Genomic DNA, 22,816 nt, shown 5'->3' on the forward strand with positions numbered 1-22,816 from the left:
TGGGTGTCTTTTTTAATCGTGGCTGTGAAGCCAGGCGCGCAGCAGCAGCAGAGCGCCACCGCCGCTCAGTCCGGCGCCGATCATCAGGGAGAGGGGGGCGGATGCGATCATGCCGGGGCCGAATACCAGCAGCAGTGAACCGCTGACCAGCATCGCGCTGCCGCTCATCGTGCTGACGCTGCTGCGATGTTGCTGCTGCATCTCAAGCCGCAGTTGGCTGAGCTCCTCCGACTGCCACTGCAGGCTGAGCCTGCCGGCGGCGGTGTCGTCGATAATCTTGTTTAGGCGCAGCGGCAGCTCCGGTAGGTGCTCCGCCAGCTCCGGCAAGCTGTCGCGCAGCTTGCGCACAAATGCGCGCCGGCCGATCTGCTCGCTCATCCAGCGCTCGAGAAACGGCTTGGCGGTGGTCCAGAGATCCAGCTCGGGGTAGAGCATGCGCCCCAGTCCCTCGATATTCAGCAGGGTCTTCTGCAGCAGCACCAGCTGTGGCTGCACCTCCATGTCGAAGCGCCGCGCGGTCTGGAACAGCCGCAGCAGGAAGTGGCCGAAGGAGATCTCGCTCAGGGGCCGTTCGAAGATCGGCTCGCTGACGGTGCGGATCGCCGCCTCGAACTCCTCGACCCGGGTGGTTTTGGGTACCCAGCCCGACTGCACATGCAGCTCGGCGACCCGCTTGTAGTCGCGGTTGAAGAAGGCGAGCAGGTTCTCCGCCAGATAGCGTTTGTCGCCCTCGGTGAGGGTGCCCATGATGCCGAAATCTACCGCGATGTAGCGGCCGTTGGGCTCGACAAAGATGTTGCCCGGGTGCATATCGGCGTGGAAGAAGTTGTACTTGAAGACCTGGGTGAAGAAGATCTCCACGCCGCGCTCGCCGAGCAGTTGCATGCTGATGCCCTGGGCGCGTAGTGCCTCCACATCGCCCACCGGGGTGCCGCTGATGCGCTCGATAACCAGCACATTCTGGCGTGCCAGATCCCAGTAGATCTCGGGTACGTAGAGCTCTTCACTATTGAGGAAGTTGCGCCGCAACTGGGAGGCGTTGGCTGCCTCACGCATTAGGTCGAGTTCGTCGAAGATGGTCTTCTCATACTCCTCGATCACCTCCACCGGGCGTAGTCGCCGGCCCTCTTTCCAGTACTTTTCCGCCAGCCGGGCGATGGTGAAAAGCAGATCCACGTCGCGGCGGATGATCTTCTCGATGCCGGGGCGCAGCACCTTGACCACCACCTGCCTGCCATCCTTGAGGGTGGCAGTATGCACCTGGGCGATGGAGGCGGAGGCGAGCGGTTTCTCCTCGAAGGCGTCGAGTACATCCTCGATCGGGTGGCCGAAGGCCTTTTCGATGATGCGCCGCGCCTCAGCGCCGGAGAAGGGCGGAACCCGGTCCTGCAGCTTGGCCAGCTCATCGGCCAGGTCGTCGGGCAGCAGGTCGCGGCGAGTTGAGAGGATCTGGCCGAACTTGACGAAGATCGGCCCTAGATCCTCCAGGGTGCGACGGATGCGCGCTGGATAAGGGCCGCGGTCACGGCGCAGCCAGTACCAGGGGGAGAGGTAGATGAGGAAGCGCAGCGGGCGGAACAGATGAGTCGCCAGCACTACCTCGTCGAGGCCGTGGCGCAGCAGTACCAGATTGATGTGGATCAGCCGCAGGGCCTGGGCGGGGCGGATCATTGATTGCTTCCTGCGAGCTGGCTGCGCAGCCGTTCGATACGGGCGCTGGCGCGCTCGGTATCGTCGCGCAGGGTGTCGATGTCGGCCAGCAGCGCATCGACTTCGTAGCGACTCGGCAGCAGGCGCAGCTCCTCCTGCAGATACTCCTGGGTGTTGAGCTGCGCGGTCTTGCCGCTCTGCCGGGCCCAGCTGAACAGGCCGCGGGTAAGGTTGCCGACCTCGTGGGCGATCAGGTCGCCGGTCAGATGGGAGAGCTGCTCCTCCCAGTCGATATCGAGCTCGGCGATGAAGTCACCGAAACGGTGGGCCAGGGCACTGTCGCCCTCGATCTGCACCGCGCCCTGGAATAGCTGTTCAGCGCTCTGCCGGCTGCCACGCATCTGCGCCAGGTCGAGCGGGGTGCCGCGCAATACGCAGTCGGGTTTGCCCTCGAATTCACTCAGTAGCTGAATCCCCTGAGGCTCGGGGATCAGCCACAGCGAAACGCCGAGGCCGAGCAGCTCAAAACGGATCACCTTGCCATGCATTGGTGCGAGGCGCTTGGGCGTTTCCGGGTCGAGCCGGATCGCCTGGTTGATCACTCCCTCAAGGAGGGCGAAGGTAGCGGCGCTGACGGTCATCTGGTCTACTGCTTTGTGGCGGGCTGATTTAGAGTTTGTAGCCGCGATGGATGGCGACAACGCCGCCGGTCAGGTTGAAGTAGTCGCAGCGTTCAAATCCGGCGTGCTCCATCATCCCCTTGAGGGTCTCCTGGTCCGGATGCATGCGGATCGACTCGGCCAGATAGCGGTAGCTCTCCTCGTCTCCGGTAATAACCTTTCCGATCTTTGGCAACAAGCTGAAGGAGTAGAGGTCGTAGAGCTTCTCCAGCGGCTTATTGGTGGGTTTGGAGAACTCCAGCACCAGCAGTCGCCCGCCGGGGCGCAGCACCTTGTAGATGGCGTCGATGGCGAGCTGCTTGTCGGTGACGTTGCGCAGGCCGAAGCCGATGGTGACACAGTCGAAGTGGTTCTCCGGGAAGGGCAGGTACTGGGCATCGGCCTGCACATAGTGGAGGTTGCCGGCGCGCCCCTCGTTGAGCATGCGCTCGCGGCCTTGCTCGAGCATCGCCGCGTTGATGTCGGAGAAGATGACCTCGCCTTCGGCGCCGACGAGGCCGCTGAAGCGGGCCGAGAGGTCGCCGGTGCCGGCCGCTAAGTCGAGCACTCGCTGGCCGCGGTGTACCCCGGAGATCTCGATGGTGTGGCGTTTCCAGAGTCGGTGGACGCCAAACGACATCAGATCGTTCATCAGGTCATATTTGTTGGCGACCGAGTCGAACACGGCGCGCACCCGCCCCGCCTTCTCGTCTACGGCGACCTCTTCGTAGCCGAAGTGTGTGGTTTTCTCGTCTCTCATCTCAGTAAGCTCAGGCGTTGGCGGCTCTGTGGAGGTCAGGGTTGTTTGCGCTGGTAGCCCGCTTCGTCGAGGCGGCGCAAATAATCTGTCCAGTTCTGCTCGCGCTGCTTGCCGAGGCGGTAGAGCGTTTCCCAGGAGTAGATGCCGGTGTTGTGTTCGTCATCGAAGTGGAGGCAGATGGCGTAGTTTCCCACAGGTTCGATGTGGGCAATGTTCACCTCTTCCTTGCCAACCTGCAACGTCTCCTGGCCTGGGCCGTGGCCCTGCACCTCGGCGGAGGGAGAGAAAACCCGCAGATACTCCGCCGGATATTCGAACTTCTCGCCGTCGTCGAAGCTGATCTCTAGCCGGCGCGACTGGCGGTGCAGGTGGATCTCGGTAGGAATCGGATGGGACATCACTGGTTACCTCGTAGCTGTTGAATCCGGCGTGGATTGTACCTGATGGCGGCGGCAGTTAATCCCGGTGCAGGGTTGGGTTGCCTGGCGCTTCTGTGATGGGAAGTCGATCATCGGGCTAGAGGATGTACTGGCTGAGATCTTCGTCAGCTGCCAGCGCGGCGAGCTGATCGTCCACATAGGCCGCGTTTACCGTAAAGTGCTCGCCAGTGTGCTCTGAGGCATCGAAGGAGATCTGCTCCAGCAACCGCTCCATCACGGTGTGGAGGCGCCGTGCGCCGATGTTCTCGGTGTGCTCGTTGACCTGCCAGGCGGTCTCCGCAATGCGCTGGATGGCGTCGTCGGTGAACTCCAGCTCGACCTGCTCGGTGGCCATCAGCGCCTGATACTGCTCGGTGAGTGAGGCGTCCGGCTCGGTGAGGATACGGCTGAAATCCTCGGTACTCAGGGCGCTCAGCTCGACCCGGATCGGCAGCCGCCCCTGCAGCTCCGGGATCAGGTCCGACGGCTTGGAAAGGTGGAAGGCACCGGAGGCGATGAACAGGATGTGGTCGGTTCGGACCATACCGTGTTTGGTGGAGATGGTGCAGCCCTCCACCAGCGGCAGCAGGTCGCGCTGCACCCCCTCGCGGGAGACATCGGCGCCGCCGTGTTCGGCCCGGCTGGCCACCTTGTCCAGCTCGTCGAGGAAGACGATGCCGTGCTGCTCCACCAGATTGATGGCGTGCAGCTTTAGATCCTCCTCGTTGATGCGCTTCTGCGCCTCTTCATCCTTGAGCACCTTGAGGGCGTCGCGGATGCGTAGCTTGCGTTTTCGCGAGCGGCCACTGCCCATGTTCTGGAACATCCCCTGCAGCTGGCTGGTCATCTCCTCCATGCCGGGAGGGGCCATGATCTCCACGCCCATCGGGGCGGCACTGACCTCGATCTCGATCTCCTTGTCATCCAGTTCGCCGTCACGCAGCTTGGCGCGGAAGCGCTCCCGAGTCTGGCGGGAGACACCGCCACTGCTGGCGCTCTCTTCCTCCCAGCCGCTCGGTTTGGGGGCGGGCAGCAGGACGTCGAGCAGACGCTCCTCGGCCGCTGCGCTGGCCTCGTCCTCGACCTTGGCGATCTCCTTTTCGCGTATCATCTTCACTGCCGAGTCGGCCAGGTCACGCACGATCGACTCCACATCCCGACCGACATAGCCGACCTCGGTGAACTTGGTTGCCTCGACTTTGAGGAAGGGCGCGTCGGCTAGCTTTGCCAGGCGGCGCGCGATCTCGGTCTTGCCGACCCCCGTGGGGCCGATCATCAGGATGTTCTTCGGCGTGATCTCGTTGCGCAGCGCCTCGGGCACCTGGGCCCGGCGCCAGCGGTTGCGCAGTGCGATGGCGACGGCGCGCTTGGCGTCGGCCTGGCCGATGATGTGTTTATCTAGTTCGGCAACGATCTGTTGTGGGGTAATTTCCGACATAGTGGGTTAGTTCTCGCTGTCGAGCTCTTCTAGAATCAGGTTGTGGTTGGTGTAGATGCAGATGTCGGCGGCGATGTGCAACGCTTTCTCCACCACCTCGCGGGCGTTCAGCTCGGTGTTTTGCAGCAGCGCGCTGGCGGCGGCCTGGGCAAAAGCGCCGCCGGAGCCGATTGCCATCAGGCTGTTCTCCGGCTCGATCACGTCGCCGGTGCCGGAGATGATCAGCGAGGCTTTGGCGTCGGCGATGCAGAGCAGCGCCTCCAGGCGGCGCAACATGCGGTCGGTGCGCCAGTCCTTAGCCAGCTCCACGGCTGAGCGGGTGAGGTGGCCGTGGTGCTTCTCCAGCTTCGCCTCGAAACGTTCGAACAGGGTGAAGGCGTCGGCGGTGGCGCCGGCAAACCCAGCAATCACCTGTCCCTTGTAGAGCGAGCGCACCTTGCGCGCATTGCCCTTCATTACGGTGTTGCCCAGCGAGACCTGGCCGTCTCCACCGATGACGACCTTGCCGCCTCGGCGCACCGAAAGAATTGTTGTGCCTTTGAAGGTTTCCACGTCGAGCCTGCATCTGACAGAAAGGAGGCTGATTGTACCCGAGGCGGGGAGGGGAAAAAACGGTGGGCTGGGATTTTGCGCCGGAATCTCTATCAATCTGACTTGTCGCAGGCCAGATTAGAGCCAAATGGGTATGTGGTGGCGGTCTCAGGCAAGCAGGGCGAAGAGAAAACAGAGGGAGGAGAGGATGGCGAGGATGATGGCAGCCTGTTTACCGAGGGTAAAGTCGACTGAGTGTGCATTGCGGTTGCGCATCAGCAGGGCGCCGACCGCCATCAGAGCAAAAATAGCGCCAGTGATGTAGGCGGCGTCCTTGAGGAAGCCGAGTTTGAGGCTCGATGAGCCGCTGACCCCACTGCCGATGGTGACAAACTTGTTGGCAAGGGCGGGTTCTGCGAGCAGCAGGGTTGAGACAATCAGCAGAAGCAGTAGAAGGCGTAGCCGAATCGGGTGGGTCATCTCATCTTCCTCAGTTGGATGCACAAAAGGTTCGGCTGGAGGTAGGGAAACTGAAGGTAATACGCGGTTATTTTTGCTTCTTCGCCCGCGGATGGGCTTGATCGTAGACCTGCGCCAAGTGCTGGAAATCGAGGTGGGTGTAGATCTGGGTGGTGCTGATGTTGGCGTGGCCGAGCAGCTCCTGCACCGCGCGCAGATCGCCGGAGGATTCCAGCAGATGGCTGGCGAAGGAGTGGCGGAGCATGTGCGGATGCAGGTTGTGCGGGCTGCCCTGCTGTCGTGACCAGTGACGTAGCTGCTTCTGGATGGTGGAACGGCTGATGCGCTGGCCGCGCACGCCGACAAACAGCGCCGGTTCGTCAATCGCCGCGAGCTGGGGGCGGACTGCCAGCCAGGCCTCAATGGCCTGCAGCGCCCTGCGCCCTACCGGCAACCTGCGGGCCCGGGAGCCCTTGCCCATCACCTCAACCTCCGCGTCGGCCTGGTCGATCTGCCCCAGATCGAGGTCGATCAGCTCCGCCAGGCGCAGACCTGAGGAGTAGAAGAGCTCCATGATCGCCCGGTCGCGCAGGGCCACCGGCGAGTCATCGCTGATCTCCAGGAGCTGGCTCAGCTGGTCGGCATCAAGGGTTGCGGGCAGCCTGCGTTGTGCTTTGGGTGCGCGAACCCCCAGCGCTGGATTGTTGTTGACAGCTTGTTCGCGCAGCAGAAAGCGGTAGAGGCTACGTAGGCTGGAGAGCTCCCGTTGCAGGCTTTTGGCAGCCAGGCCCTGGCGGTGGCGCTGGGCGATGTAGCCACGGATCTGATTGGCGCTGAGATGCGACCAGTGGGAGATGCCCTGCTCATCGAGCCAGTGGATGAGCTGGCTTAGATCGCGCCGGTAGCTCGCCAGAGTATGGGGCGAGAGGCGGCGCTCATCACGCAGATGAAGTAGGAAACGATCCACCCAGCACTGTAGCTCAGAGGCTTGGGCGGGGTCGGACATGACAGACTAGAGACCCGGCAGCGAGACCGCTTGCAGGGTGCGGCCGATCACGTCGCCGAGGCGAGCGAGGAAGTCGGTGCCGTGGTGGGGGGCGAAGCGATCCGCATCGCGGCTGCCGATTGCAAGTAGACCCAGCACCCCGTCGCTGTTCAGCGGGATCAGCGCGGTGGAGGCGATATCTTTCCCCTCGGTGCCGAAGATGAAGGCCAGCTCCTCCTCCTCCAGCGTGCCGCAGACCGGTGCGTTTTTCTTGAAAAATGAGTCGAAGGTGGCGGAGAGTTTTGGGTTTTCTTCGCCATAGTGATCGGTCAGATGAGGGTTGGAGAAAAGGCGCAGCTCCACCGCATCGGCCTTGAAGTCGCCGTGTAGTTCGTCTTCCAGGGCGGTCAGCACCTCTTCGAAGGTGACAGCGTCGATCAGTGCCAGGGTCAGCCGGTGCAGCTTCTGCTGCAGCTGGTCGTTGTCGCGGCCTACCGCGATCAATTCGTCGAGCCTGGTCTGGTAGCTATGCATCTGGGTTCGCAGGCTCTCCACCTGGCGCTCGATTAGTGAGACTGCCGCACCGCTCTGGTGGGGAATCTCAAGCTCGCTGAGCGCCTCAGGGTGGCGGTTGAAGAAATCGGGGTGGTTTTTCAGATATTCGATCACAGCCGCTTCGCTCTCGAGGCTGGCGGGGGTGTCGGGTTGGTTGGCCTGTTGGCTCATAGTTCTATCTTCCCCTCAAACACAGTGACTGCCGGTCCGCTCATCAGCACGGGGTATTCTTCTCCTGGCCACTCTACCACAAGATTCCCTCCGGGGAGATTGACTTGGACCCGTTGATCGAGTAATCCCTGCAGCCGGCCGGCGACCACTGCGGCGCAGGCACCGGTACCGCAGGCGAGGGTCTCGCCGGAACCGCGTTCGAACACCCGCAGCTGGATTTGATTGCGATCGATCACCTGCATGAAGCCGACATTGACCCGCTGCGGAAAGCGCGGATGGTTTTCGATCAGCGGGCCGAGCCGCTCCACCGGGAAGCTATCTACCGAATCGACCAGCAGAACCGCATGCGGGTTGCCCATCGAGACAGCGCCGATCATCAGCTGCTCGCCCCCCACCTGCAGCGGATAGCTGGTGGCAATGGTGTCGGCCTGGAAGGGGATGGCGGTAGGGTCGAGGATCGGTTCGCCCATATCGACCTGGACCAGCCCGTCATCCAGCAGATTGAGGACGATCCGCCCCGAGGTGGTGCCGACCGGGATGCTGCGCTTCGAGCTCAGCCCCTTCTCGTGCACGAAGCGGGCGAAACAGCGCGCTCCGTTGCCGCACTGCTCCACCTCGGAGCCGTCGGCGTTGAAGATGCGGTAGTGGAAATCGGTATCGGGCAGGCGCGGCGACTCCACCAGCAGGATCTGGTCACAGCCGACGCCGAAGCGTCGGTCGGCGATGGCACGGTACTGCGTGGCACTCAGTTCGACGCTTTGGTTGATCGCATCGAAGACCACAAAGTCGTTGCCGATGCCCTGCATTTTGCTGAATCGGAGTTGCATCTGCCAAGGCTAGCAAGCCTACGCCTGACTGCAAAGTGGAGCTGGATCGCCAGAGCCTCAGTCGGAGCTGGCGATCACCCCGGAGGCGGTTGCTAGCCCCAGTCCGACAATGAGGATTGTCTGTAGATTCTCCTCCAGTTGCTCCTGCTTTGCCCTCTCTGCAGCGCTGAGATGGCTGCGCTTGACGATCATTGGGTTGATGCCGAGCATGGTCAGACGTGGTCCTTGCTGAGCGCTGTAACTCCAGTCGACCAGGGAGAGTTGGTGTGGTGATGATTGGGATGAGTTTGAGGGGGTATTGGTCAGGGTGTGATGCAGTGAGAGGCCGATGCGGCTCTCCTGGCTGACGGGTCTGAGAACGTCGATGGGCAGCTTGAAGTAGAGCGTTGCGCCGGAGCTACTTGGCAAGGGCTCGGTGACAGTCTGGCCGCTCCAGCCCAGTGCAATCAGCAGGAGGAGCCGGATGAGTGGAGAAAAGCATCGGGATGAGGCCATGGTCCAATCTTTTGCAGTGGCTGTGGGTGCAGAGAATATTAGCAGAGCAGGCGGGAGTGTCAGCCGGGTAGAAAGCCGCTGATGCTCAGATGACGGTCGCTGAGATTGTGCACGCTGAGTGTGGTCAGCCCCCGCTCGTTCAACTGCTGCTGCACCTCATCGGGAGTAAAGGCGGCGCACAGTGAAGCGCGGAAGTCGCGTTGCAGGATCTGGGGCTCGTTAGCAGCGTAGTGTTGCACCAGTGATTCCACCGCCTGTGGCGAGTTGAGGCGCCTCAAGTCCATGATGAAGATGGCGGCACCAGGGATGGCGGTGGATTGGATGGTTTGCCAGAGAATGTCGGGATTGTGCAGATGGTGCAGTAGCGAGTTGGAGAAGATCAGGTCGTAGGCCCGTTGTGGTAGCAGGGCGCTGGGCAGAGTGTCGCAGATTAGGTTTACCCGCGCCTCGGTGGCGGGGTGGCGCTGCAGCAGTCGGCGGCCGTGGGCCAGCATCGCCTCGGCCCCATCCAGGCCATCTACCCGGCAGTCGTGCCAGTGGCGGGCGACGTGCAGGGTGATGTCAGCCGGGCCGCAGCCCAGGTCGAGGGCATGATTGGGTGCTCGATCCCCCATGAGTGCCAAGAGCCTATCGAGAAAGAGCTGGTTGGGCTCCCTGAAATCGGCTTCGGCGTAGGCCTTGGCCTGCGCCTTCTCATCCATCAGCTCGATGGGTTCCGGGATGCGTTTCACGGCAGCAGCTGTTCGCCCCGATAGAGATCTTCAAGGCTTTCGCGCCGGCGAACCAGGTAGTGCTGGTCACCATCCACCATCACCTCAGCGGCGCGCGGGCGGGAGTTGTAGTTGGAGCTCATGGTGAAGCCGTAGGCGCCACTGGAGCGCACCGCCAGCAGGTCGCCGGGGCTGAGGCTTAGCTCGCGGCCCTTGCCGAGGAAGTCGCCGGTCTCGCAGATCGGGCCGACCAGATCGTAGCGGGCGCGGTTGCCCTGGCTGTTGCGGTCGACCGGCACGATCTGCTGATGGGCCTGATAGAGCGCGGGGCGCAGCAGGTCGTTCATGGCGGCGTCGATGATGGCAAAGGGCTTGTGCTCGGTGGGCTTGAGGAACTCGACCCTGGTCAGCAGTATCCCGGCGTTGCCGGCGATGGCACGGCCTGGTTCCACCAGCAGTTCGTAGTCGCGATCGCCGAGGCGTTCTCCCAGGGCCCGGGCGTAGTCGGCGGGCTGGGGAGGCGTTTCATCCGTATAGTGGATGCCGAGGCCGCCACCCAGGTCGAGGTGTTGGATGGCGATGCCGTCGCTCTCCAGTTGCTCGACCAGCAGCAGCACCCGGTCGAGTGCGTCGAGGAATGGCGACAGCTCGGTGAGCTGGGAGCCGATGTGGCAGTCGATTCCCTTGATCTCGATGTTGGGCATGGCGGCGGCCTGGCGATAGATTGCTGGGGCCTGCTGGATCTCGATGCCGAACTTGTTCTCCTTTAGTCCGGTGGAGATATAGGGGTGGGTCTGGGCGTCCACGTCGGGATTGACGCGGATCGATACCGGCGCACGTACACTCATCTCGCCGGCGACCCGGTTGAGGCGTTCCAGCTCCGCTTCTGATTCGACGTTGAAGCAGCGGATGCCGACCTCAAGCGCGCGGCGCATCTCATCCTCGCGCTTGCCGACGCCGGAGAAGAGCACCTTGGCCGGCTCACCACCGGCTGCCAGCACCCGCTCCAGCTCGCCCACCGAGACGATGTCGAAGCCGGAACCGAGGCGCGCCAGCAGATTCAGCACCGCCAGATTAGAGTTGGCCTTGACCGCGAAACAGACCAAGTGGCGGTGTGCACCGAAGGCGTCGTCGAAGGCGTGCCAGTGGCGCTCCAGGGTGGCGCGGGAGTAGACATAGCAGGGGGTGCCGTAGTGTCTGGCAATCTCGGTGAGTGGCACCTGCTCGGCGTAGAGCTGGTCGCCTTGATAGTCGAAATGGTCCATAGATCAGTGCTTCTTCTGGTCTGGTGCCTGGGTAGGCTGCTCGGTTGTAGGATCGACCTGTGGCTGTGCCGCGGGCGGTAGGTAGAGCGGGCCTTTCTGGCCGCAGGCGCTGAGCAGTAGGAGTGCCAGTAATCCGGCGATTAAATGTGGCATATTTATAGGTCGGGCTGCGCCCGACATTATCCTTGATTTTATAGATGATACGCGGCGGCCACGGGCCGCCCTATATCTGATATGGGCTGGGTCAAAAGCCGCCGCTGTCGCCCTGGTAGAGATCGACCTCAATCCGTGGCGGCATCTGCAGATGGAAGCCCTGGCTGTGCAGATTCTGCATCACCTTGCCCACATCCTCCCGCGCCAGCTGGCGACCGGCATTTAGCTCCAGCTCCATCACCAACGTTGGTCTGCCAAAGCGTTTGAGCAGGGGCTCGGGCAGCTGTTCGAAGGCGTCCTGCTCGCGCAGGTAGAGGTACATCTCCTGCTTGCGCGGGCTGCGGTAGATCCAGCAGTGGATGTTTTCCGCGCTCATGGATCAGCAAGGGTCAGGGGCAGCGGGGCCACCGGCTGCATCCGCCAGATGTCGCGATTGTACTCCTGCATGGTGCGGTCGGTGGAGAAACGGCCGCTGCGCGCGCTGTTGATGATGCTCATGCGAAGCCACTGCTCCTGGTCCTGATAGGCCTCGGCGGCACGCTGTTGGGCCTCCACATAGCTGCGGAAGTCGGCGGCGGTCATCCACGGATCGTAGGGGTTGCGGATCGACTCGATGATTGTGTCGAACCGCCCCGGTTCGAACTGGTTGAAGTAGCCGCACTCCAGCAGTTGCATTACCTGGCGGAAATCAGCGTCATTGTCGATGATCCGATTCGGATCGTAGTGTATGCGCTGCGTGTCGACCTCTGTCGCGGTCAGGCCGAAGAGGAAGAAGTTCTTCTTGCCGACCTCTTCCATAATCTCAATATTGGCGCCGTCGAGGGTGCCGATGGTGACTGCGCCGTTCATCATGAACTTCATGTTGCCGGTGCCGGAGGCCTCTTTGCCGGCGGTGGAGATCTGCTCCGAGAGGTCGGTGCCGGGGGCGATAACCTCCATTGCTGAGACCCGATAGTTAGGGATGAAGGCGACCTTCAGTTTGTCGCCGACATCCGGATCGTTGTTGACCACTCGCGCAACGTTGTTGATCAGTTTGATGATCAGCTTTGCCATCACATAGCCAGGTGCCGCCTTGCCGCCGATCAGTACGCAGCGGTTGGTCCAGTTGGCGGTGTCGCCGGCGCGGATGCGATTGTAGAGGTGGATTACATGCAGGATGTTGAGCAGCTGACGTTTGTATTCGTGGATGCGTTTGACCTGCACGTCGAACAGCGATTCGGGGTTGAACTCCACGTCGCAGTCGGCCTTGACCATCGCTGCCAGGCGCTGCTTGTTGGTTTGTTTTATGTCGCGCCACTTGCGGCGGAACACGCGGCTGTCGGCGAGCTTTTCGATCTGGCTGATCTCGGGCAGGTTGGCGATCCAGTCGTCGCCGATGCTCTTGGTGATCAGTTCACGCAGGCCGGGGTTGCAGGCGGCGAGCCAGCGCCGTGGGGTGACGCCGTTGGTTTTGTTGTTGAAGCGTTCCGGCCAGAGTTCATAGAAGTCGTGGAACAGGCCGGCGGTGAGCAGCTGGGTGTGCAGTGCGGCGACGCCGTTGATCGAGAAGCTGCCGACGATGGCGAGGTAGGCCATACGCACCATTGGCTCGTGTCCCTCCTCGATGATCGATATGCGGCGCAAGCGGTCGGTGTCGCCGGGCCAATGCTGCGCTACCTGGGCGAGAAAGCGGGCGTTGATCTCGTAGATGATCTCCAGCAGGCGTGGTAGTAGCTGCTGGAATAGGCGCACCGGCCAGCGTTCCAGGGCTTCCGGCAGTAAGGTGTGGTTGGTGTAGGCCATGGTGTGGGATGTGATGGCCCAAGCGTCGTCCCAGCCGAGATGCTGCTCATCCATCAGCTGGCGCATCAGTTCAGCCACCGAGATGCTGGGGTGGGTGTCGTTGAGCTGGAAGCAGTTTTTCTCGGCAAACTCGCTGAAATCCTGGTGGCTCTCATGCCATTCGCGGATTACGTCTTTGATACTGGCGGAGGCGAGGAAGTACTGCTGGCGCAGCCGCAGCTCTTTGCCGTTCTCGCTGGCGTCGTTGGGGTAGAGCACCATGGTGATGTTTTCTGCGTCGTTCTTTTTCTTCACCGCCTCGGTGTAGCCGCCGGCGTGGAACTCCTCCAGGTCAAACTCGTCGGTGGCGGCGGCCTTCCACAGCCGCAGGGTGTTGACGGTATTGTTGCGGTAGCCGGGGATCGGGATGTCGTAGGGTACCGCCAGCACGTCGTGGGTGTCGACCCAGCGGATGTGCAGCCGGCCGCTGGCGTCGCGGCCCTGCTCGACGCGCCCGCCAAACTTGATGCGTTGCACATACTCGGGCCGCTCCAGCTCCCAGGGGTTGCCGTCGCGTAGCCAGTGGTCTGGATCCTCGATCTGCTGGCCGTTGGCGATATGCTGGCGGAACATGCCGTATTCGTAGCGCAACCCGTAGCCGCGCACCGGCAGCCGCAGGCTGGCGCAGCTGTCGAGGAAGCAAGCGGCGAGCCGCCCCAGGCCACCGTTGCCGAGGCCGGCGTCGGGCTCGCTCTCACGGATCTCCTCCAGCGATACGCCCAGATCGTAGAGGGCCTTGTACGACTGCTGAGTGAGATCCAGGTTGAGCATGGTGTTGCTTAGGGCACGCCCCATCAGGAATTCGAGTGAGAGGTAAAAGGTGCGTTTGCAATCGCTCTCTTCGTAGGCGCGACGGGTGGTCTTCCAGCGCTCGATGAGACGGTCGCGCAGTGCCAGCGCTAGCGCTTTGTAGGGGTAGTGGCTCGATTTGCAGTGGTCGTCGCGACCGAGGGTGTGAGCGAAATAGCGGCGAAAGTCATCCGCGATCGCCTTGGTCTCCATGCCCAGCGGAGGCAGTTCAGTGATTCTGCGATTGGTTGGATCACACTGTTTCAGTTTGGGGTGGCCTTTTTCTGACATGGCTTGACTGCACCAATATGCTTAACGAAGCGCGTATTATGCAGCGGTCTCTGATGCTAAACCAGAAACTATGTCACCGGTAAGTGATTGCATGTATCACAGTTGTTAGGGCTGCTTCTCAGTGATGCCGAGATTGCCGGAGAAGCCAGGGCTGGCGCCTTCCGAGAGGCGGATCTTCAGCGATAGGTTGTTGCGTGAGTCGGCGTGGCTGAGGGCCTCCTCCAGGCTGATCCGCTCCTCCCGGTAGAGCTTATAGAGCGACTGGTCGAAGGTCTGCATGCCGCGTTCTGTGCCCTGTTCCATCGCCTCTTTGATGCCGTGGATGTCGCCCTTCTGGATCAGCTCAGAGATGTAGCTGGTGAGTAGCAAGATCTCTACTGCCGGCAGGCGCTGGCCGTTGACGTTGCGCACCAGGCGTTGTGAGATCACCGCCTTGAGGTTGAGTGAGAGGTCCATGTAGAGCTGCTGCCGGGCGGTGTCGGGAAAGAAGTTGATGATCCGGTCGAGGGCCTGATTGGCGTTGTTGGAGTGCAGGGTGGAGAGGCAGAGGTGGCCAGTCTCGGCGTAGGCGATGGCGTATTTCATCGTCTCCATGTCGCGGATCTCGCCGATCTGGATCACGTCAGGGGCCTCGCGCATGGCGTTCTTTAGGGCATTTTCATAGCTGAGAGTATCTATGCCAACCTCGCGCTGGTCGACGATCGACCGCTTGTGGGTGTAGAGGTATTCGATCGGATCCTCGATGGTGAGAATGTGGCCATACATGTTCTGGTTGCGGTGCTCGAGCATCGCCGCCAGGGTGGTCGACTTGCCCGAACCGGTGGCGCCGACCACCAGGATCAGGCCGTGCTTCTGCAGGATCAGATCCTTCAGGATGACCGGCAGATTGAGCTGTTCCACCGGCGGGATCACCCCTTTGATGTAGCGGATCACCATCGCCACATCGCCGCGTTGTCTGAAGACATTGACGCGAAACCGCCCCAGTTTGCTGATGGAAATGGCCATATTGCACTCCAGCGTCGCCTCGAACTCGTGTATCTGATCGTCTGACATCACCGAGTAGGCGAGCTTGCGCACCTGGCCGGGCTGCAGCGGGGTGGAGCCGATCGGACGGCAATCCCCCTCGGCCTTGAGGTTGGGTGGTGCGCCAGTACTGAAGAAGAGATCCGAGCCGTTTTTCTGCACCATGAGTTTCAAGTAAGGGACGATATCCATCAAAAATTCCTTGTTGCTGTGATTGAGGCTGGCGGGGGAGGTATCGCTTCCCTATAGTGCCTTGCTGTCCCATGCTTATCGGCGGTTTTTCTCTGGAGTGTAGGAGATTTTTTCATGCAGCCATCACTAATTCGACTGAGCGGGCTGAGTATCTATCCGGTGAAATCCCTCGGCGGGATCGATCTGCAGCGTAGCGAGCTGGACAGCTTTGGTCTGCACTACGATCGCCGTTGGATGCTGGTGGATCAGGCCGGTCACTTTCTCAGCCAGCGGCGCCTGCCGCGTATGACCCTGATCCAGCCGGCAATTGAGTCGGATCGGCTGCTGCTACGGGCCGATGGTCAGCAGCCGTTGTCACTACCGCTGCACCCTCAAGGGGATGAGTGGATCGAGGTGCAGGTCTGGGAGGATCGTTGCCGGGGGCTAGTCTGTGGTGCGGAGGCCGATCGGTGGTTGAGTGAGTTTCTGGAGATCCCCTGTCGACTGGTCTACATGCCCGACTCGACCCGCCGCCAGGTCGATCCTGACTATGCTCTCAGCTCAGATCACACCGCCTTCTCCGATGGCTTTCCGCTACTACTGATCTCGCAGGCCTCGCTGGCTGATCTCAACCGGCGTTTGCCGGTTGCGCTGCCGATGCGCCGTTTTCGTCCCAATCTGGTGGTCGATGGCTGCACGCCCTATGCGGAGGACCGGTGGCGGCGGATCCAAATCGGCGGGGTGGTTTTTCGGGTGGTGAAACCCTGCTCTCGTTGCGTTATTACCACCATCGATCCGCAGAGTGCGCAGCGCGGAGAGGAGCCGCTGAAGACCCTGTCCGGCTATCGTCGCCAGGGCAATAAGGTACTTTTCGGTCAGAATCTTTTACACAATGCTGAGGGCGAACTCGCCTTGGGGTTGCCGGTTGAGTTGCTGGAGGTGAGTGGTGAATGAGTCAGAGGCGATCCTTGCCTGCAGGCAGTGGGTGGAAGAGGTGGTGGTGGGGCTTAATCTCTGCCCGTTTGCGGCCCAGCCGATGGGTCAGGGGCGGGTGCGTTTCCATGCCACCCCGGCGGATCAACTGGAGACGATCTACCAGAGTTTTTTGCAGGAGCTGGACCAGATCAACCGCCTCGATGAGGCGGAGGTGGAGACGGCGCTGTTTATCATTCCCAGAGGGCTGGAGCAGTTTTCAGACTATCTGGAACTGTTGACGCTGGCGGAAGAGGTGATCGCCGAGGCGGGGCTGGAGGGGCTGTTTCAGCTCGCCAGCTTCCATCCTGACTACCGTTTTGAAGGGGCCACAGCGGATGATCCGGCCAACTACACCAATCGTTCACCCTATCCGATGATCCACGTCATCCGTGAGGCGCCGCTGTCACGTGCCCTGGAGAGTTATCCCAACCCGGAGCAGATTCCCCAGCGCAACGTGCAGTTGCTGCGTGATATGGGTATTGAGCGGGTGCAGGCGCAACTCGCCCACTGTCTGGTGGGGGAGGAGGATTAGTTGTAGATCGCGGTGATGCGCCAGCGCTCGCCGTCGCGGGTCAGGCGCGCGTGTACCGGGTTTTCACCCAGCTCGCCGATACGCAGCAACAGGCTGTTGGGGCCGTCAAAAAAGGCGTAGTCCAGCTGATTCAGTAGACCGCCCTGACGGGGGTCCGGATTGTGGGAGCGGAGCTGATGCATCGCCCACTCCAGGTCGACCATCTGGTCGATGGCACCGCTGCCGAGTCGCTGGATGCCACTCTGCAGCCATTCGACGAAGCTGCCAGAGACCTCGCCGATGCTGCTCTCCATCTCTTTGTTCATCTTGCGCTTGATCTCGGCCCGCACTGTCTGCAGATCCACCAGTTCGGCAAGCCGCGCCCGGTCACTCTGTTGCAGCGCCTGGTCGAGTTGATAAAGGGTGGTGAAGGGCCAGACAAGATAGGCGATCAGCGCCAGGAATAGCGTGATGAAGAGCGTTTTCATGGGATCAGGGGAGTTTGTGGCGGAGATGGAATGGGAGGCTCGGCGACCGCCGGGCCTCCCTGATCAGCAGGGCACGGATCAGTAGCGACCGCGACCACCACCACCGCTGTTGGTGCGGGGCTTGGCTTCGTTGACACGCAGGCTGCGACCGCCCAACTGGCTGTCGTTGAGGCTATCGATGGCGCTCTGTGCGGCGCTGTTGTCAGACATTTCGACAAAGCCGAAGCCGCGGGAGCGACCGGTCTCGCGGTCCATAATGACCTTGGCGCTGTCTACCGCGCCATAGGGAGCAAAAAGCTCATGCAACTCATCATCGGTGGTGTTCCAAGAGAGGTTTCCAACATAGATATTCATTTCCAAAGCTCACTGAAAAAAATGCATTTGAGAAAATAACAACGCCACCAACCAATCAAATGCAAAATCAATCGATAGCTCCGGTCGGGGAAAACCTCAACTCGGTATCTCCCGCACACCGCGGGTATGAGTACTTTAGTCGGTTTCTTCCAATTGTGCAGCCTCTAATTGCTCTCCAATTGCAAACCAGTCGGTCTCTATTGCTTGGAGTTGGCGATCGACCTCGGCTTTCTCGGCAAGCAGCTGTTTTAGATCTTGTTTTCTATCCTCCTGATAGAAACCCGTGTCGGCCAGCGAACTCTCCAGGATGGATTGGCTGGCCTGCAGGCGTTCCATCTCCTGTTCGAGCTTCGTCATCTGGCGTTTGAGTGGCTGCAGCTGGCGCCTCCGCTCGGCCTCGGCACGTTTGCGGGCGCGGCGCGCCTCGGCGGTATGCTCTCCCTCGCTGCGGCTGTTTCCATCCGACCCCTGTTCCCGCCGCTGCGCCGTCAGCCAGGCGGGATAGGCCTCCAGGTCGTCATTGAAGGGTTCGACGCGCCCGCCGTACACCAACCAGAGGCGGTCGCAGGTGATGCGCAGCAGGTGACGGTCGTGGGAGACCAGCACCATCGCCCCCTCAAAATCCTGCAGCGCCTGGCCGAGGGCGTGGCGCATCTCCAGATCGAGGTGGTTAGTGGGCTCGTCGAGCAGCAGCAGGTTGGGGCGTTGGTAGACCAGTAGTGCCAGCACCAGGCGCGCCTTTTCGCCGCCGGAGAAGGGTGCGACCGGCTCCAGTGCGCGCTCACCGGCAAAGCCAAATCCGCCGAGAAAATCCCGCAGAGACTGCTCGCTGGCCTTGGCATCAAGACGCTGCAGATGCTGCAGTGGGCTGGCGTGCAGGTCGAGCTGCTCCAGCTGGTGCTGGGCGAAGTAGCCGATCTTCAGCTCCTGGGCGGGCAGTAGCTTGCCGGCCAGAGGGGTGAGTTCGCCGGCCATCAGCTTGATCAGGGTCGATTTGCCCGCGCCGTTGGGGCCGAGCAGGCCGATGCGATCGCCCGGCTCGAGGGACAGTCCGATCTTCTGCAGCAGCGGCTGTTGGTTGTAGCCGGCGTTGACCTTTTCGAGTTGCAGCAGCGGGTGAGGGTTGTGTTGCGGTGCGCGGAAGGCGAAGTGGAACTGAGAGTCGACATGGGCCGGGGCGATCAATTCCATGCGCGCCAGTGCCTTGAGGCGGCTCTGGGCCTGGCGCGCCTTGGTGGCCTTGGCGCGGAAACGATCCACATAGCTGCGGATGTGGGCGATCTCGCGCTGCTGTCTCTGATGTTCGGCCTGCTGGTTGGCGAGGCGTGCGGTGCGGATCTGCTCGAAGGCGGAGTAGTTGCCGCTGTAGAGGCTGGCAGTCTGCTGCTCCATGTGCACCACATGGTCTATGGTCTGGTCGAGAAAGTCCCGGTCGTGGGAGATCAGCAGCAGGGTGCCGGGGTACTTTTTCAGCCAGCCTTCGAGCCAGATCACTGCATCCAGGTCGAGATGGTTGGTGGGTTCATCGAGCAGCAGCAGGTCGGAGCGGCACATCAGCGCCTGGGCCAGGTTGAGGCGCATGCGCCAGCCACCGGAGAAGTGGGAGAGCGGCTGTTCCATCTCGCTGGCCGCAAAGCCAAGCCCGTAGAGTAGTTGGCCGGCGCGCCCCTTGGCGCCGTAACCGCCGATCGTCTGCAGTTGCTCGTGCAGTTGCGCCTGGCTGGCGGCGTCGTGACTCGCCTCAGCTTCCGCCAGCTCCGCCTCGATGCGGCGTAGCTCCTGGTCACCGTCGATGACATATTCGATGGCGGCGCGCTCGAGCGCCGGGGTCTCTTGGGCGACATGAGCGATCTCCAGCTGAGGCGGCTGCTCAAGCTCCCCTTCGTCGGCCTGCAACTGGCCGAGGATCAGGCTGAACAGGCTCGATTTGCCGCAGCCGTTACCGCCGGTGATGCCAATCTTCCAGCCAGCATGCAGGGTGAATTGGGCGTCGGCGAACAGCAGTTTGCTGCCGCGGCGCAGCGTCAGATGGTCGAATCGCAACATGGCGCGGAGTGTACCAGTGCCTCGGGTTAAACGGCAGCTGTATCGCGACGGTCGAGGCGCCGCAGGGTGATCGCCTCACTGATGTGGTTGACGCCGATCTGATCCGCCTGATTGAGGTCGGCAATGGTGCGGGCCACTTTGAGAATGCGATGGTAGGCACGCATCGAGAAGCCGAGACGCTGCATCGCGCGCAGCAGCAGCTGATGGCCGGCCGGATCCGGGGCTGTGTGGCGCTCGAGCTGACGGCCGGCCAGTCGGCTGTTGGTGGTGCCCTGACGATCGAGTTGACGTCGGCGGCACTGCTCGACTCGCTGGCGTACCTGCAGGCTACTCTCTTCGCCATCGCTATGGCGCTGGAGTAGCAGACGCGGGTCGGGGCGGGGCACCTCCAGCTGCAGGTCAATGCGGTCGAGCAGTGGCCCGGAGATGCGGGCGCGGTAGCGGCTGATCTGTTCTGCGCTGCAGTGGCAGCGATCGGAGCCATCCCCGAGATGGCCGCAGGGGCAGGGGTTCATGGCGGCAACCAGCTGGAAGCGGGAGGGGAAGCTGGCTTGGCGGGCGGCGCGGGAGATGGTGATCTGGCCGCTCTCAATGGGTTCGCGAAGCACCTCCAATACCCGGCGCTCGAATTCCGGCAGCTCGTCGAGGAACAGCACGCCGTTGTGGGCCAGTGAGATCTCGCCTGGTTTGGGGTTGCTGCCGCCGCCTACCAGGGCCACCGCGGAGGCGGTGTGATGGGGGCTGCGAAATGGACGCTGGCGCCAGTTGCGTGGATCAGGTTCGTTGCCACTGATGGAGTGCAGCGCGGCGGTTTCCAGTGCCTCGGCCTCGGAGAGTGGCGGCAGGATGCCAGCCAGGCGGCTGGCGAGCATCGATTTGCCGGTGCCGGGTGGTCCGATAAACAGCAGTGAGTGGTTGCCGGCGGCGGCAATCTCCAGGGCGCGTTTGGCCTGCGGTTGGCCGATCACCTCGGCGAGATCGGGGTTTGTCGGTTCGATGGTGGTCGGTGGTGCGTCAGGCTTATCTGAAGCGAGCGGCTGTGTCCCTGTGAGGTGGTCGCAGACTGCCAGCAGATGCTCGGCAGGGAAGGCTTGCAGCCCCTCCACCAGCTGTGCCTCAGACAGGTTGGTGCGCGGCAGGATCAGCTGATGCTGTGCCGATCTGGCGGCGATGGCTGCGGGCAGTGTGCCGCGAACTGGCCGCAGCTCGCCGGAGAGGGCTAGTTCGCCGAGAAACTCATACTCTTGCAGAATGTTTTTCGGGAGTTGCCCGGAGGCGGCAAGGATGCCGAGCGCGATCGGCAGGTCGAAGCGGCCGCCCTCCTTGGGCAGGTCGGCGGGGGCTAGGTTGATGGTGATGCGCCGCGCCGGGAACTCGAAGCCGCTGTTGAGCAGCGCGCCACGCACTCGCTCCTTGCTTTCACGCACCGCCATCTCGGGCAGGCCGACGATGGAGAGTGCGGGCAGGCCGTTGGCCAGATGGACCTCGACGGTGACCAGAGGGGCCTGGATGCCAACCTGGGCGCGGCAATAGAGGATGGCCAGTGACATGCCTACCTTCCTTGGTAGTGGGTGGGTGAGGTTAAGGCGCCTCTGAATGAATTTGGGCCGCAAGGCTGCTCGCCCAGCCTCGCTCAGAGGCTCCTAGCTGCGCTTGGTGATCTGCGCTTCCAGCTCCCTGATCTCAGCTTCCAGCCTGCTCAGTTTCTCGCGGGTGCGTGTCAATACTGCGCGCTGTACGTCAAACTCCTCGCGGGTGACCAGATTCATGCGGGTCAGCCCCGCCTCTAGGGTGGTGCGAAGATTCTTCTGCAGGTCCGCCTGCAGGAGCTGAATCCCTCCAGGGACGCTGCCGGCGAGGCGTTCAGCCAGCTCATCGATAAGTTTAGGATCGAACATCCGCACACCTTAGCCCAGCGGGCGTTTTGTTGTCCAGATAGCTGCTTCACTCTCTGGCCTCTAATGCATCAATTTGGTGCGAGGCGGGGATGCGCGCCCTGTCACGGTGCCGCATCTTGGTGCGGCGCATTTTGCGTGATGCGGAGAAAAACTAGAAATAGATGTATAACGTATTGTTTATGATGGTGTTTACTGATTTGGCACGGTTTCTGCTAAAAGTGGCTGTAAGCGGGAACCTCTGGTTTTTTGCGCTGAACAAATACAACTCACTACAAACGGCAAGAGATTTTAGGAGTAGCGAAATGAAGATGAAAAAACTAGCCCTGGCATGCAGTGTTGCGATGATTGCTGCCTCCACCCAGACCCTGGCTGAGACGGAAGTCAGCATGAATGTCGGTGCCACCAGCAACTACATCTGGCGCGGCATGACCCAGACCTCTGACGGCGCCGCCGTCTCCGGTGGCCTGGATGCAGGCTTCGATAGCGGCATCTACCTGGGCACTTGGGCCTCTAATGTCACCGATGGTTTTGAGCTCGACTTCTATGGTGGTTTTGCCGGTGAGGCGGGTGATTTCGGTTACGATCTGGGCGCTATCTACTACATGTATAAAGATGATGCGGATGCGGATTTTGCTGAGGTCTACGCCAACGCCAGCTTCATGTTTGTGAACGCCGGCCTGGCCTACACTGTCTCCGCCGACAACGATCCCTCTGAAGGCGATCTCTACTACTTCGTCGGTGCCAGCTTCGATCTGCCCCAGGATTTCTCGATCGGCGGCACTATCGGTGTCTACGACTACGATGCCGCCGGCAGTGATGACCTGACCCACTATCAGATCGACCTCTCCAAGAGCGCCGGTGACTATGGCGACGTGACCTTCACCCTCTCCGATACCGACGCCACCGCTGGTGCCGATAAGGATATGCGTGCGCTGGTCTCCTGGAGCAAATCCTTCTAAAGCCCCGGTTCAACACAATCAAGGGTGGAGCGCAGCTGCTGCTCCACCCATTGAGGAGAAAACAGCATGAAAATGATTTCTGCAATCATCAAGCCCTTCAAGCTCGATGATGTCCGTGAGGCGCTCTCCGATATAGGCGTCACCGGTATCACTGTGACCGAGGTAAAGGGCTTCGGTCGCCAGAAGGGCCATACCGAACTCTATCGTGGCGCCGAGTATGTCGTCGATTTTCTGCCCAAGATCAAGGTCGAGATTGCGGTGGATGACGGTGTCGTCGATCAGGTACTGGAGGCGATCTCCGGAGCGGCCAAGACCGGCAAGATCGGTGACGGCAAGATCTTTGTGATGCCACTGGAACAGGCAGTGCGAGTGCGTACTGGCGAGACCGGTAGCGAAGCGCTCTAAGACCAACT

At 61.6% G+C, this 22,816-nt stretch carries 26 protein-coding genes; 4 read left to right on the forward strand and 22 right to left on the reverse strand.

Translation table 11 applies throughout. The features are described from left to right. Positions 1-12: 12 nt before the first annotated feature. The 17 genes from ubiB to L0Y14_RS00360 form a co-directional block, all read right to left on the reverse strand. Positions 13-1,671, reverse strand: coding sequence for a ubiquinone biosynthesis regulatory protein kinase UbiB (gene ubiB, locus L0Y14_RS00285; RefSeq protein WP_006475156.1), 1,659 nt, complete (start codon positions 1,669-1,671; stop codon positions 13-15). Beyond that, complete coding sequence (locus L0Y14_RS00290) at positions 1,668-2,291, reverse strand: ubiquinone biosynthesis accessory factor UbiJ (protein ID WP_006475157.1); 624 nt, start codon at positions 2,289-2,291, stop codon at positions 1,668-1,670. The genes ubiB and L0Y14_RS00290 overlap by 4 nt, the downstream gene beginning before the upstream one ends. A 28-nt stretch (positions 2,292-2,319) precedes the next feature. Continuing rightward, complete coding sequence (ubiE, locus tag L0Y14_RS00295; protein WP_006475158.1) at positions 2,320-3,069, reverse strand: bifunctional demethylmenaquinone methyltransferase/2-methoxy-6-polyprenyl-1,4-benzoquinol methylase UbiE; 750 nt, start codon at positions 3,067-3,069, stop codon at positions 2,320-2,322. Between the two features lie 35 nt (positions 3,070-3,104). After that, a complete protein-coding gene (locus L0Y14_RS00300; protein ID WP_006475159.1) occupies positions 3,105-3,467 on the reverse strand; it encodes a gamma-butyrobetaine hydroxylase family protein in 363 nt (120 codons plus the stop codon). Between the two features lie 118 nt (positions 3,468-3,585). Beyond that, entirely contained in the window at positions 3,586-4,926 is a 1,341-nt protein-coding gene (gene hslU, locus L0Y14_RS00305) for an ATP-dependent protease ATPase subunit HslU (protein WP_006475160.1), read from the reverse strand. A 6-nt stretch (positions 4,927-4,932) separates the two neighbouring features. Beyond that, the gene (gene hslV, locus L0Y14_RS00310) at positions 4,933-5,478 is read right to left on the reverse strand and encodes an ATP-dependent protease subunit HslV (RefSeq protein ID WP_005965472.1); all 546 of its coding nucleotides are present in this window, start codon (positions 5,476-5,478) and stop codon (positions 4,933-4,935) included. Positions 5,479-5,625: 147 nt separating this feature from the next. Beyond that, a complete protein-coding gene (locus tag L0Y14_RS00315; protein ID WP_006475161.1) occupies positions 5,626-5,937 on the reverse strand; it encodes a hypothetical protein in 312 nt (103 codons plus the stop codon). Between the two features lie 67 nt (positions 5,938-6,004). Further along, a complete protein-coding gene (gene xerC, locus L0Y14_RS00320) occupies positions 6,005-6,922 on the reverse strand; it encodes a tyrosine recombinase XerC (protein WP_040819738.1) in 918 nt (305 codons plus the stop codon). Between the two features lie 6 nt (positions 6,923-6,928). Further along, positions 6,929-7,627, reverse strand: coding sequence for a DUF484 family protein (locus L0Y14_RS00325; protein WP_005965476.1), 699 nt, complete (start codon positions 7,625-7,627; stop codon positions 6,929-6,931). Then, positions 7,624-8,454: a diaminopimelate epimerase gene (dapF, locus tag L0Y14_RS00330; protein WP_040819741.1), complete on the reverse strand. Its 831-nt coding sequence runs from the start codon at positions 8,452-8,454 to the stop codon at positions 7,624-7,626. The genes L0Y14_RS00325 and dapF overlap by 4 nt, the downstream gene beginning before the upstream one ends. Positions 8,455-8,511: 57 nt before the next feature. Further along, complete coding sequence (locus L0Y14_RS00335; RefSeq protein ID WP_040819742.1) at positions 8,512-8,949, reverse strand: hypothetical protein; 438 nt, start codon at positions 8,947-8,949, stop codon at positions 8,512-8,514. Positions 8,950-9,008: 59 nt separating this feature from the next. Continuing rightward, positions 9,009-9,650 (reverse strand): class I SAM-dependent methyltransferase, encoded by a 642-nt coding sequence (locus tag L0Y14_RS00340; RefSeq protein WP_240991678.1) that lies wholly within the window; start codon positions 9,648-9,650, stop codon positions 9,009-9,011. Positions 9,651-9,676: 26 nt separating this feature from the next. Then, positions 9,677-10,924, reverse strand: a complete 1,248-nt coding sequence (gene lysA, locus L0Y14_RS00345; protein WP_006475166.1) for a diaminopimelate decarboxylase — start codon at positions 10,922-10,924, stop codon at positions 9,677-9,679. Positions 10,925-10,927: 3 nt separating this feature from the next. Then, positions 10,928-11,104 carry an LPS translocon maturation chaperone LptM gene (lptM, locus tag L0Y14_RS16570; RefSeq protein WP_081417766.1) on the reverse strand — a complete coding sequence of 59 codons (177 nt, stop codon included), beginning with the start codon at positions 11,102-11,104 and terminating at the stop codon, positions 10,928-10,930. A 64-nt stretch (positions 11,105-11,168) separates the two neighbouring features. Further along, complete coding sequence (locus L0Y14_RS00350; RefSeq protein WP_005965486.1) at positions 11,169-11,453, reverse strand: YcgL domain-containing protein; 285 nt, start codon at positions 11,451-11,453, stop codon at positions 11,169-11,171. Further along, positions 11,450-13,978: a glycogen/starch/alpha-glucan phosphorylase gene (locus tag L0Y14_RS00355; protein ID WP_006475167.1), complete on the reverse strand. Its 2,529-nt coding sequence runs from the start codon at positions 13,976-13,978 to the stop codon at positions 11,450-11,452. The genes L0Y14_RS00350 and L0Y14_RS00355 overlap by 4 nt, the downstream gene beginning before the upstream one ends. A gap of 105 nt (positions 13,979-14,083) precedes the next feature. Further along, positions 14,084-15,193 carry a PilT/PilU family type 4a pilus ATPase gene (locus L0Y14_RS00360; RefSeq protein WP_040819744.1) on the reverse strand — a complete coding sequence of 370 codons (1,110 nt, stop codon included), beginning with the start codon at positions 15,191-15,193 and terminating at the stop codon, positions 14,084-14,086. 114 nt (positions 15,194-15,307) lie between these two features. Here L0Y14_RS00360 and L0Y14_RS00365 point away from each other — a divergent pair, with 114 nt between their 5' ends. Next, positions 15,308-16,126, forward strand: coding sequence for an MOSC domain-containing protein (locus L0Y14_RS00365; RefSeq protein WP_005965491.1), 819 nt, complete (start codon positions 15,308-15,310; stop codon positions 16,124-16,126). Next, entirely contained in the window at positions 16,119-16,679 is a 561-nt protein-coding gene (locus tag L0Y14_RS00370) for a DUF1415 domain-containing protein (RefSeq protein WP_006475169.1), read from the forward strand. The genes L0Y14_RS00365 and L0Y14_RS00370 overlap by 8 nt, the downstream gene beginning before the upstream one ends. Here L0Y14_RS00370 and L0Y14_RS00375 read toward each other — a convergent pair. The 5 genes from L0Y14_RS00375 to L0Y14_RS00395 all read right to left on the reverse strand — a co-directional run bounded on the left by L0Y14_RS00375 (position 16,676) and on the right by L0Y14_RS00395 (position 21,444). Beyond that, on the reverse strand, positions 16,676-17,146 hold the full coding sequence (locus tag L0Y14_RS00375) for a DUF2939 domain-containing protein (protein ID WP_005965494.1): 471 nt from the start codon (positions 17,144-17,146) through the stop codon (positions 16,676-16,678). The two genes, L0Y14_RS00370 and L0Y14_RS00375, sit on opposite strands and share 4 nt — an antisense overlap. Positions 17,147-17,224: 78 nt before the next feature. Continuing rightward, a complete protein-coding gene (locus L0Y14_RS00380; RefSeq protein WP_006475170.1) occupies positions 17,225-17,500 on the reverse strand; it encodes an RNA recognition motif domain-containing protein in 276 nt (91 codons plus the stop codon). A gap of 135 nt (positions 17,501-17,635) precedes the next feature. After that, positions 17,636-19,546 (reverse strand): ATP-binding cassette domain-containing protein, encoded by a 1,911-nt coding sequence (locus tag L0Y14_RS00385; protein ID WP_006475171.1) that lies wholly within the window; start codon positions 19,544-19,546, stop codon positions 17,636-17,638. A 26-nt stretch (positions 19,547-19,572) separates the two neighbouring features. Continuing rightward, positions 19,573-21,096: a YifB family Mg chelatase-like AAA ATPase gene (locus L0Y14_RS00390; protein ID WP_006475172.1), complete on the reverse strand. Its 1,524-nt coding sequence runs from the start codon at positions 21,094-21,096 to the stop codon at positions 19,573-19,575. A 93-nt stretch (positions 21,097-21,189) separates the two neighbouring features. Next, complete coding sequence (locus L0Y14_RS00395; protein ID WP_006475173.1) at positions 21,190-21,444, reverse strand: accessory factor UbiK family protein; 255 nt, start codon at positions 21,442-21,444, stop codon at positions 21,190-21,192. A 302-nt stretch (positions 21,445-21,746) separates the two neighbouring features. Between L0Y14_RS00395 and L0Y14_RS00400 the strand changes: the two genes are divergently transcribed. Both L0Y14_RS00400 and L0Y14_RS00405 read left to right on the forward strand, forming a co-directional pair. Next, on the forward strand, positions 21,747-22,403 hold the full coding sequence (locus L0Y14_RS00400; protein WP_006475174.1) for a TorF family putative porin: 657 nt from the start codon (positions 21,747-21,749) through the stop codon (positions 22,401-22,403). Positions 22,404-22,469: 66 nt separating this feature from the next. Then, a complete protein-coding gene (locus tag L0Y14_RS00405; RefSeq protein WP_005966071.1) occupies positions 22,470-22,808 on the forward strand; it encodes a P-II family nitrogen regulator in 339 nt (112 codons plus the stop codon). The last annotated feature ends 8 nt before the right edge of the window (positions 22,809-22,816 follow it).

The sequence above is a fragment of the Candidatus Endoriftia persephonae genome, assembly GCF_023733635.1.
Taxonomy (GTDB): Bacteria; Pseudomonadota; Gammaproteobacteria; order Chromatiales; family Chromatiaceae; genus Endoriftia; species Endoriftia persephonae.

Bases quoted from the DNA above. Each gene is read 5' to 3' on its own strand.
- ubiB (WP_006475156.1), bottom strand. From the start codon at position 1,671: ATGATCCGCCCCGCCCAGGCCCTGCGGCTGATCCACATCAATCTGGTA.
- L0Y14_RS00290 (WP_006475157.1), bottom strand. From the start codon at position 2,291: ATGACCGTCAGCGCCGCTACCTTCGCCCTCCTTGAGGGAGTGATCAAC.
- ubiE (WP_006475158.1), bottom strand. From the start codon at position 3,069: ATGAGAGACGAGAAAACCACACACTTCGGCTACGAAGAGGTCGCCGTA.
- L0Y14_RS00300 (WP_006475159.1), bottom strand. From the start codon at position 3,467: ATGTCCCATCCGATTCCTACCGAGATCCACCTGCACCGCCAGTCGCGC.
- hslU (WP_006475160.1), bottom strand. From the start codon at position 4,926: ATGTCGGAAATTACCCCACAACAGATCGTTGCCGAACTAGATAAACAC.
- L0Y14_RS00315 (WP_006475161.1), bottom strand. From the start codon at position 5,937: ATGACCCACCCGATTCGGCTACGCCTTCTACTGCTTCTGCTGATTGTC.
- xerC (WP_040819738.1), bottom strand. From the start codon at position 6,922: ATGTCCGACCCCGCCCAAGCCTCTGAGCTACAGTGCTGGGTGGATCGT.
- L0Y14_RS00325 (WP_005965476.1), bottom strand. From the start codon at position 7,627: ATGAGCCAACAGGCCAACCAACCCGACACCCCCGCCAGCCTCGAGAGC.
- dapF (WP_040819741.1), bottom strand. From the start codon at position 8,454: ATGCAACTCCGATTCAGCAAAATGCAGGGCATCGGCAACGACTTTGTG.
- L0Y14_RS00335 (WP_040819742.1), bottom strand. From the start codon at position 8,949: ATGGCCTCATCCCGATGCTTTTCTCCACTCATCCGGCTCCTCCTGCTG.
- L0Y14_RS00340 (WP_240991678.1), bottom strand. From the start codon at position 9,650: ATGGATGAGAAGGCGCAGGCCAAGGCCTACGCCGAAGCCGATTTCAGG.
- lysA (WP_006475166.1), bottom strand. From the start codon at position 10,924: ATGGACCATTTCGACTATCAAGGCGACCAGCTCTACGCCGAGCAGGTG.
- lptM (WP_081417766.1), bottom strand. From the start codon at position 11,104: ATGTCGGGCGCAGCCCGACCTATAAATATGCCACATTTAATCGCCGGA.
- L0Y14_RS00350 (WP_005965486.1), bottom strand. From the start codon at position 11,453: ATGAGCGCGGAAAACATCCACTGCTGGATCTACCGCAGCCCGCGCAAG.
- L0Y14_RS00355 (WP_006475167.1), bottom strand. From the start codon at position 13,978: ATGTCAGAAAAAGGCCACCCCAAACTGAAACAGTGTGATCCAACCAAT.
- L0Y14_RS00360 (WP_040819744.1), bottom strand. From the start codon at position 15,193: ATGGATATCGTCCCTTACTTGAAACTCATGGTGCAGAAAAACGGCTCG.
- L0Y14_RS00365 (WP_005965491.1), top strand. From the start codon at position 15,308: ATGCAGCCATCACTAATTCGACTGAGCGGGCTGAGTATCTATCCGGTG.
- L0Y14_RS00375 (WP_005965494.1), bottom strand. From the start codon at position 17,146: ATGAAAACGCTCTTCATCACGCTATTCCTGGCGCTGATCGCCTATCTT.
- L0Y14_RS00380 (WP_006475170.1), bottom strand. From the start codon at position 17,500: ATGAATATCTATGTTGGAAACCTCTCTTGGAACACCACCGATGATGAG.
- L0Y14_RS00385 (WP_006475171.1), bottom strand. From the start codon at position 19,546: ATGTTGCGATTCGACCATCTGACGCTGCGCCGCGGCAGCAAACTGCTG.
- L0Y14_RS00390 (WP_006475172.1), bottom strand. From the start codon at position 21,096: ATGTCACTGGCCATCCTCTATTGCCGCGCCCAGGTTGGCATCCAGGCC.
- L0Y14_RS00395 (WP_006475173.1), bottom strand. From the start codon at position 21,444: ATGTTCGATCCTAAACTTATCGATGAGCTGGCTGAACGCCTCGCCGGC.
- L0Y14_RS00400 (WP_006475174.1), top strand. From the start codon at position 21,747: ATGAAGATGAAAAAACTAGCCCTGGCATGCAGTGTTGCGATGATTGCT.
- L0Y14_RS00405 (WP_005966071.1), top strand. From the start codon at position 22,470: ATGAAAATGATTTCTGCAATCATCAAGCCCTTCAAGCTCGATGATGTC.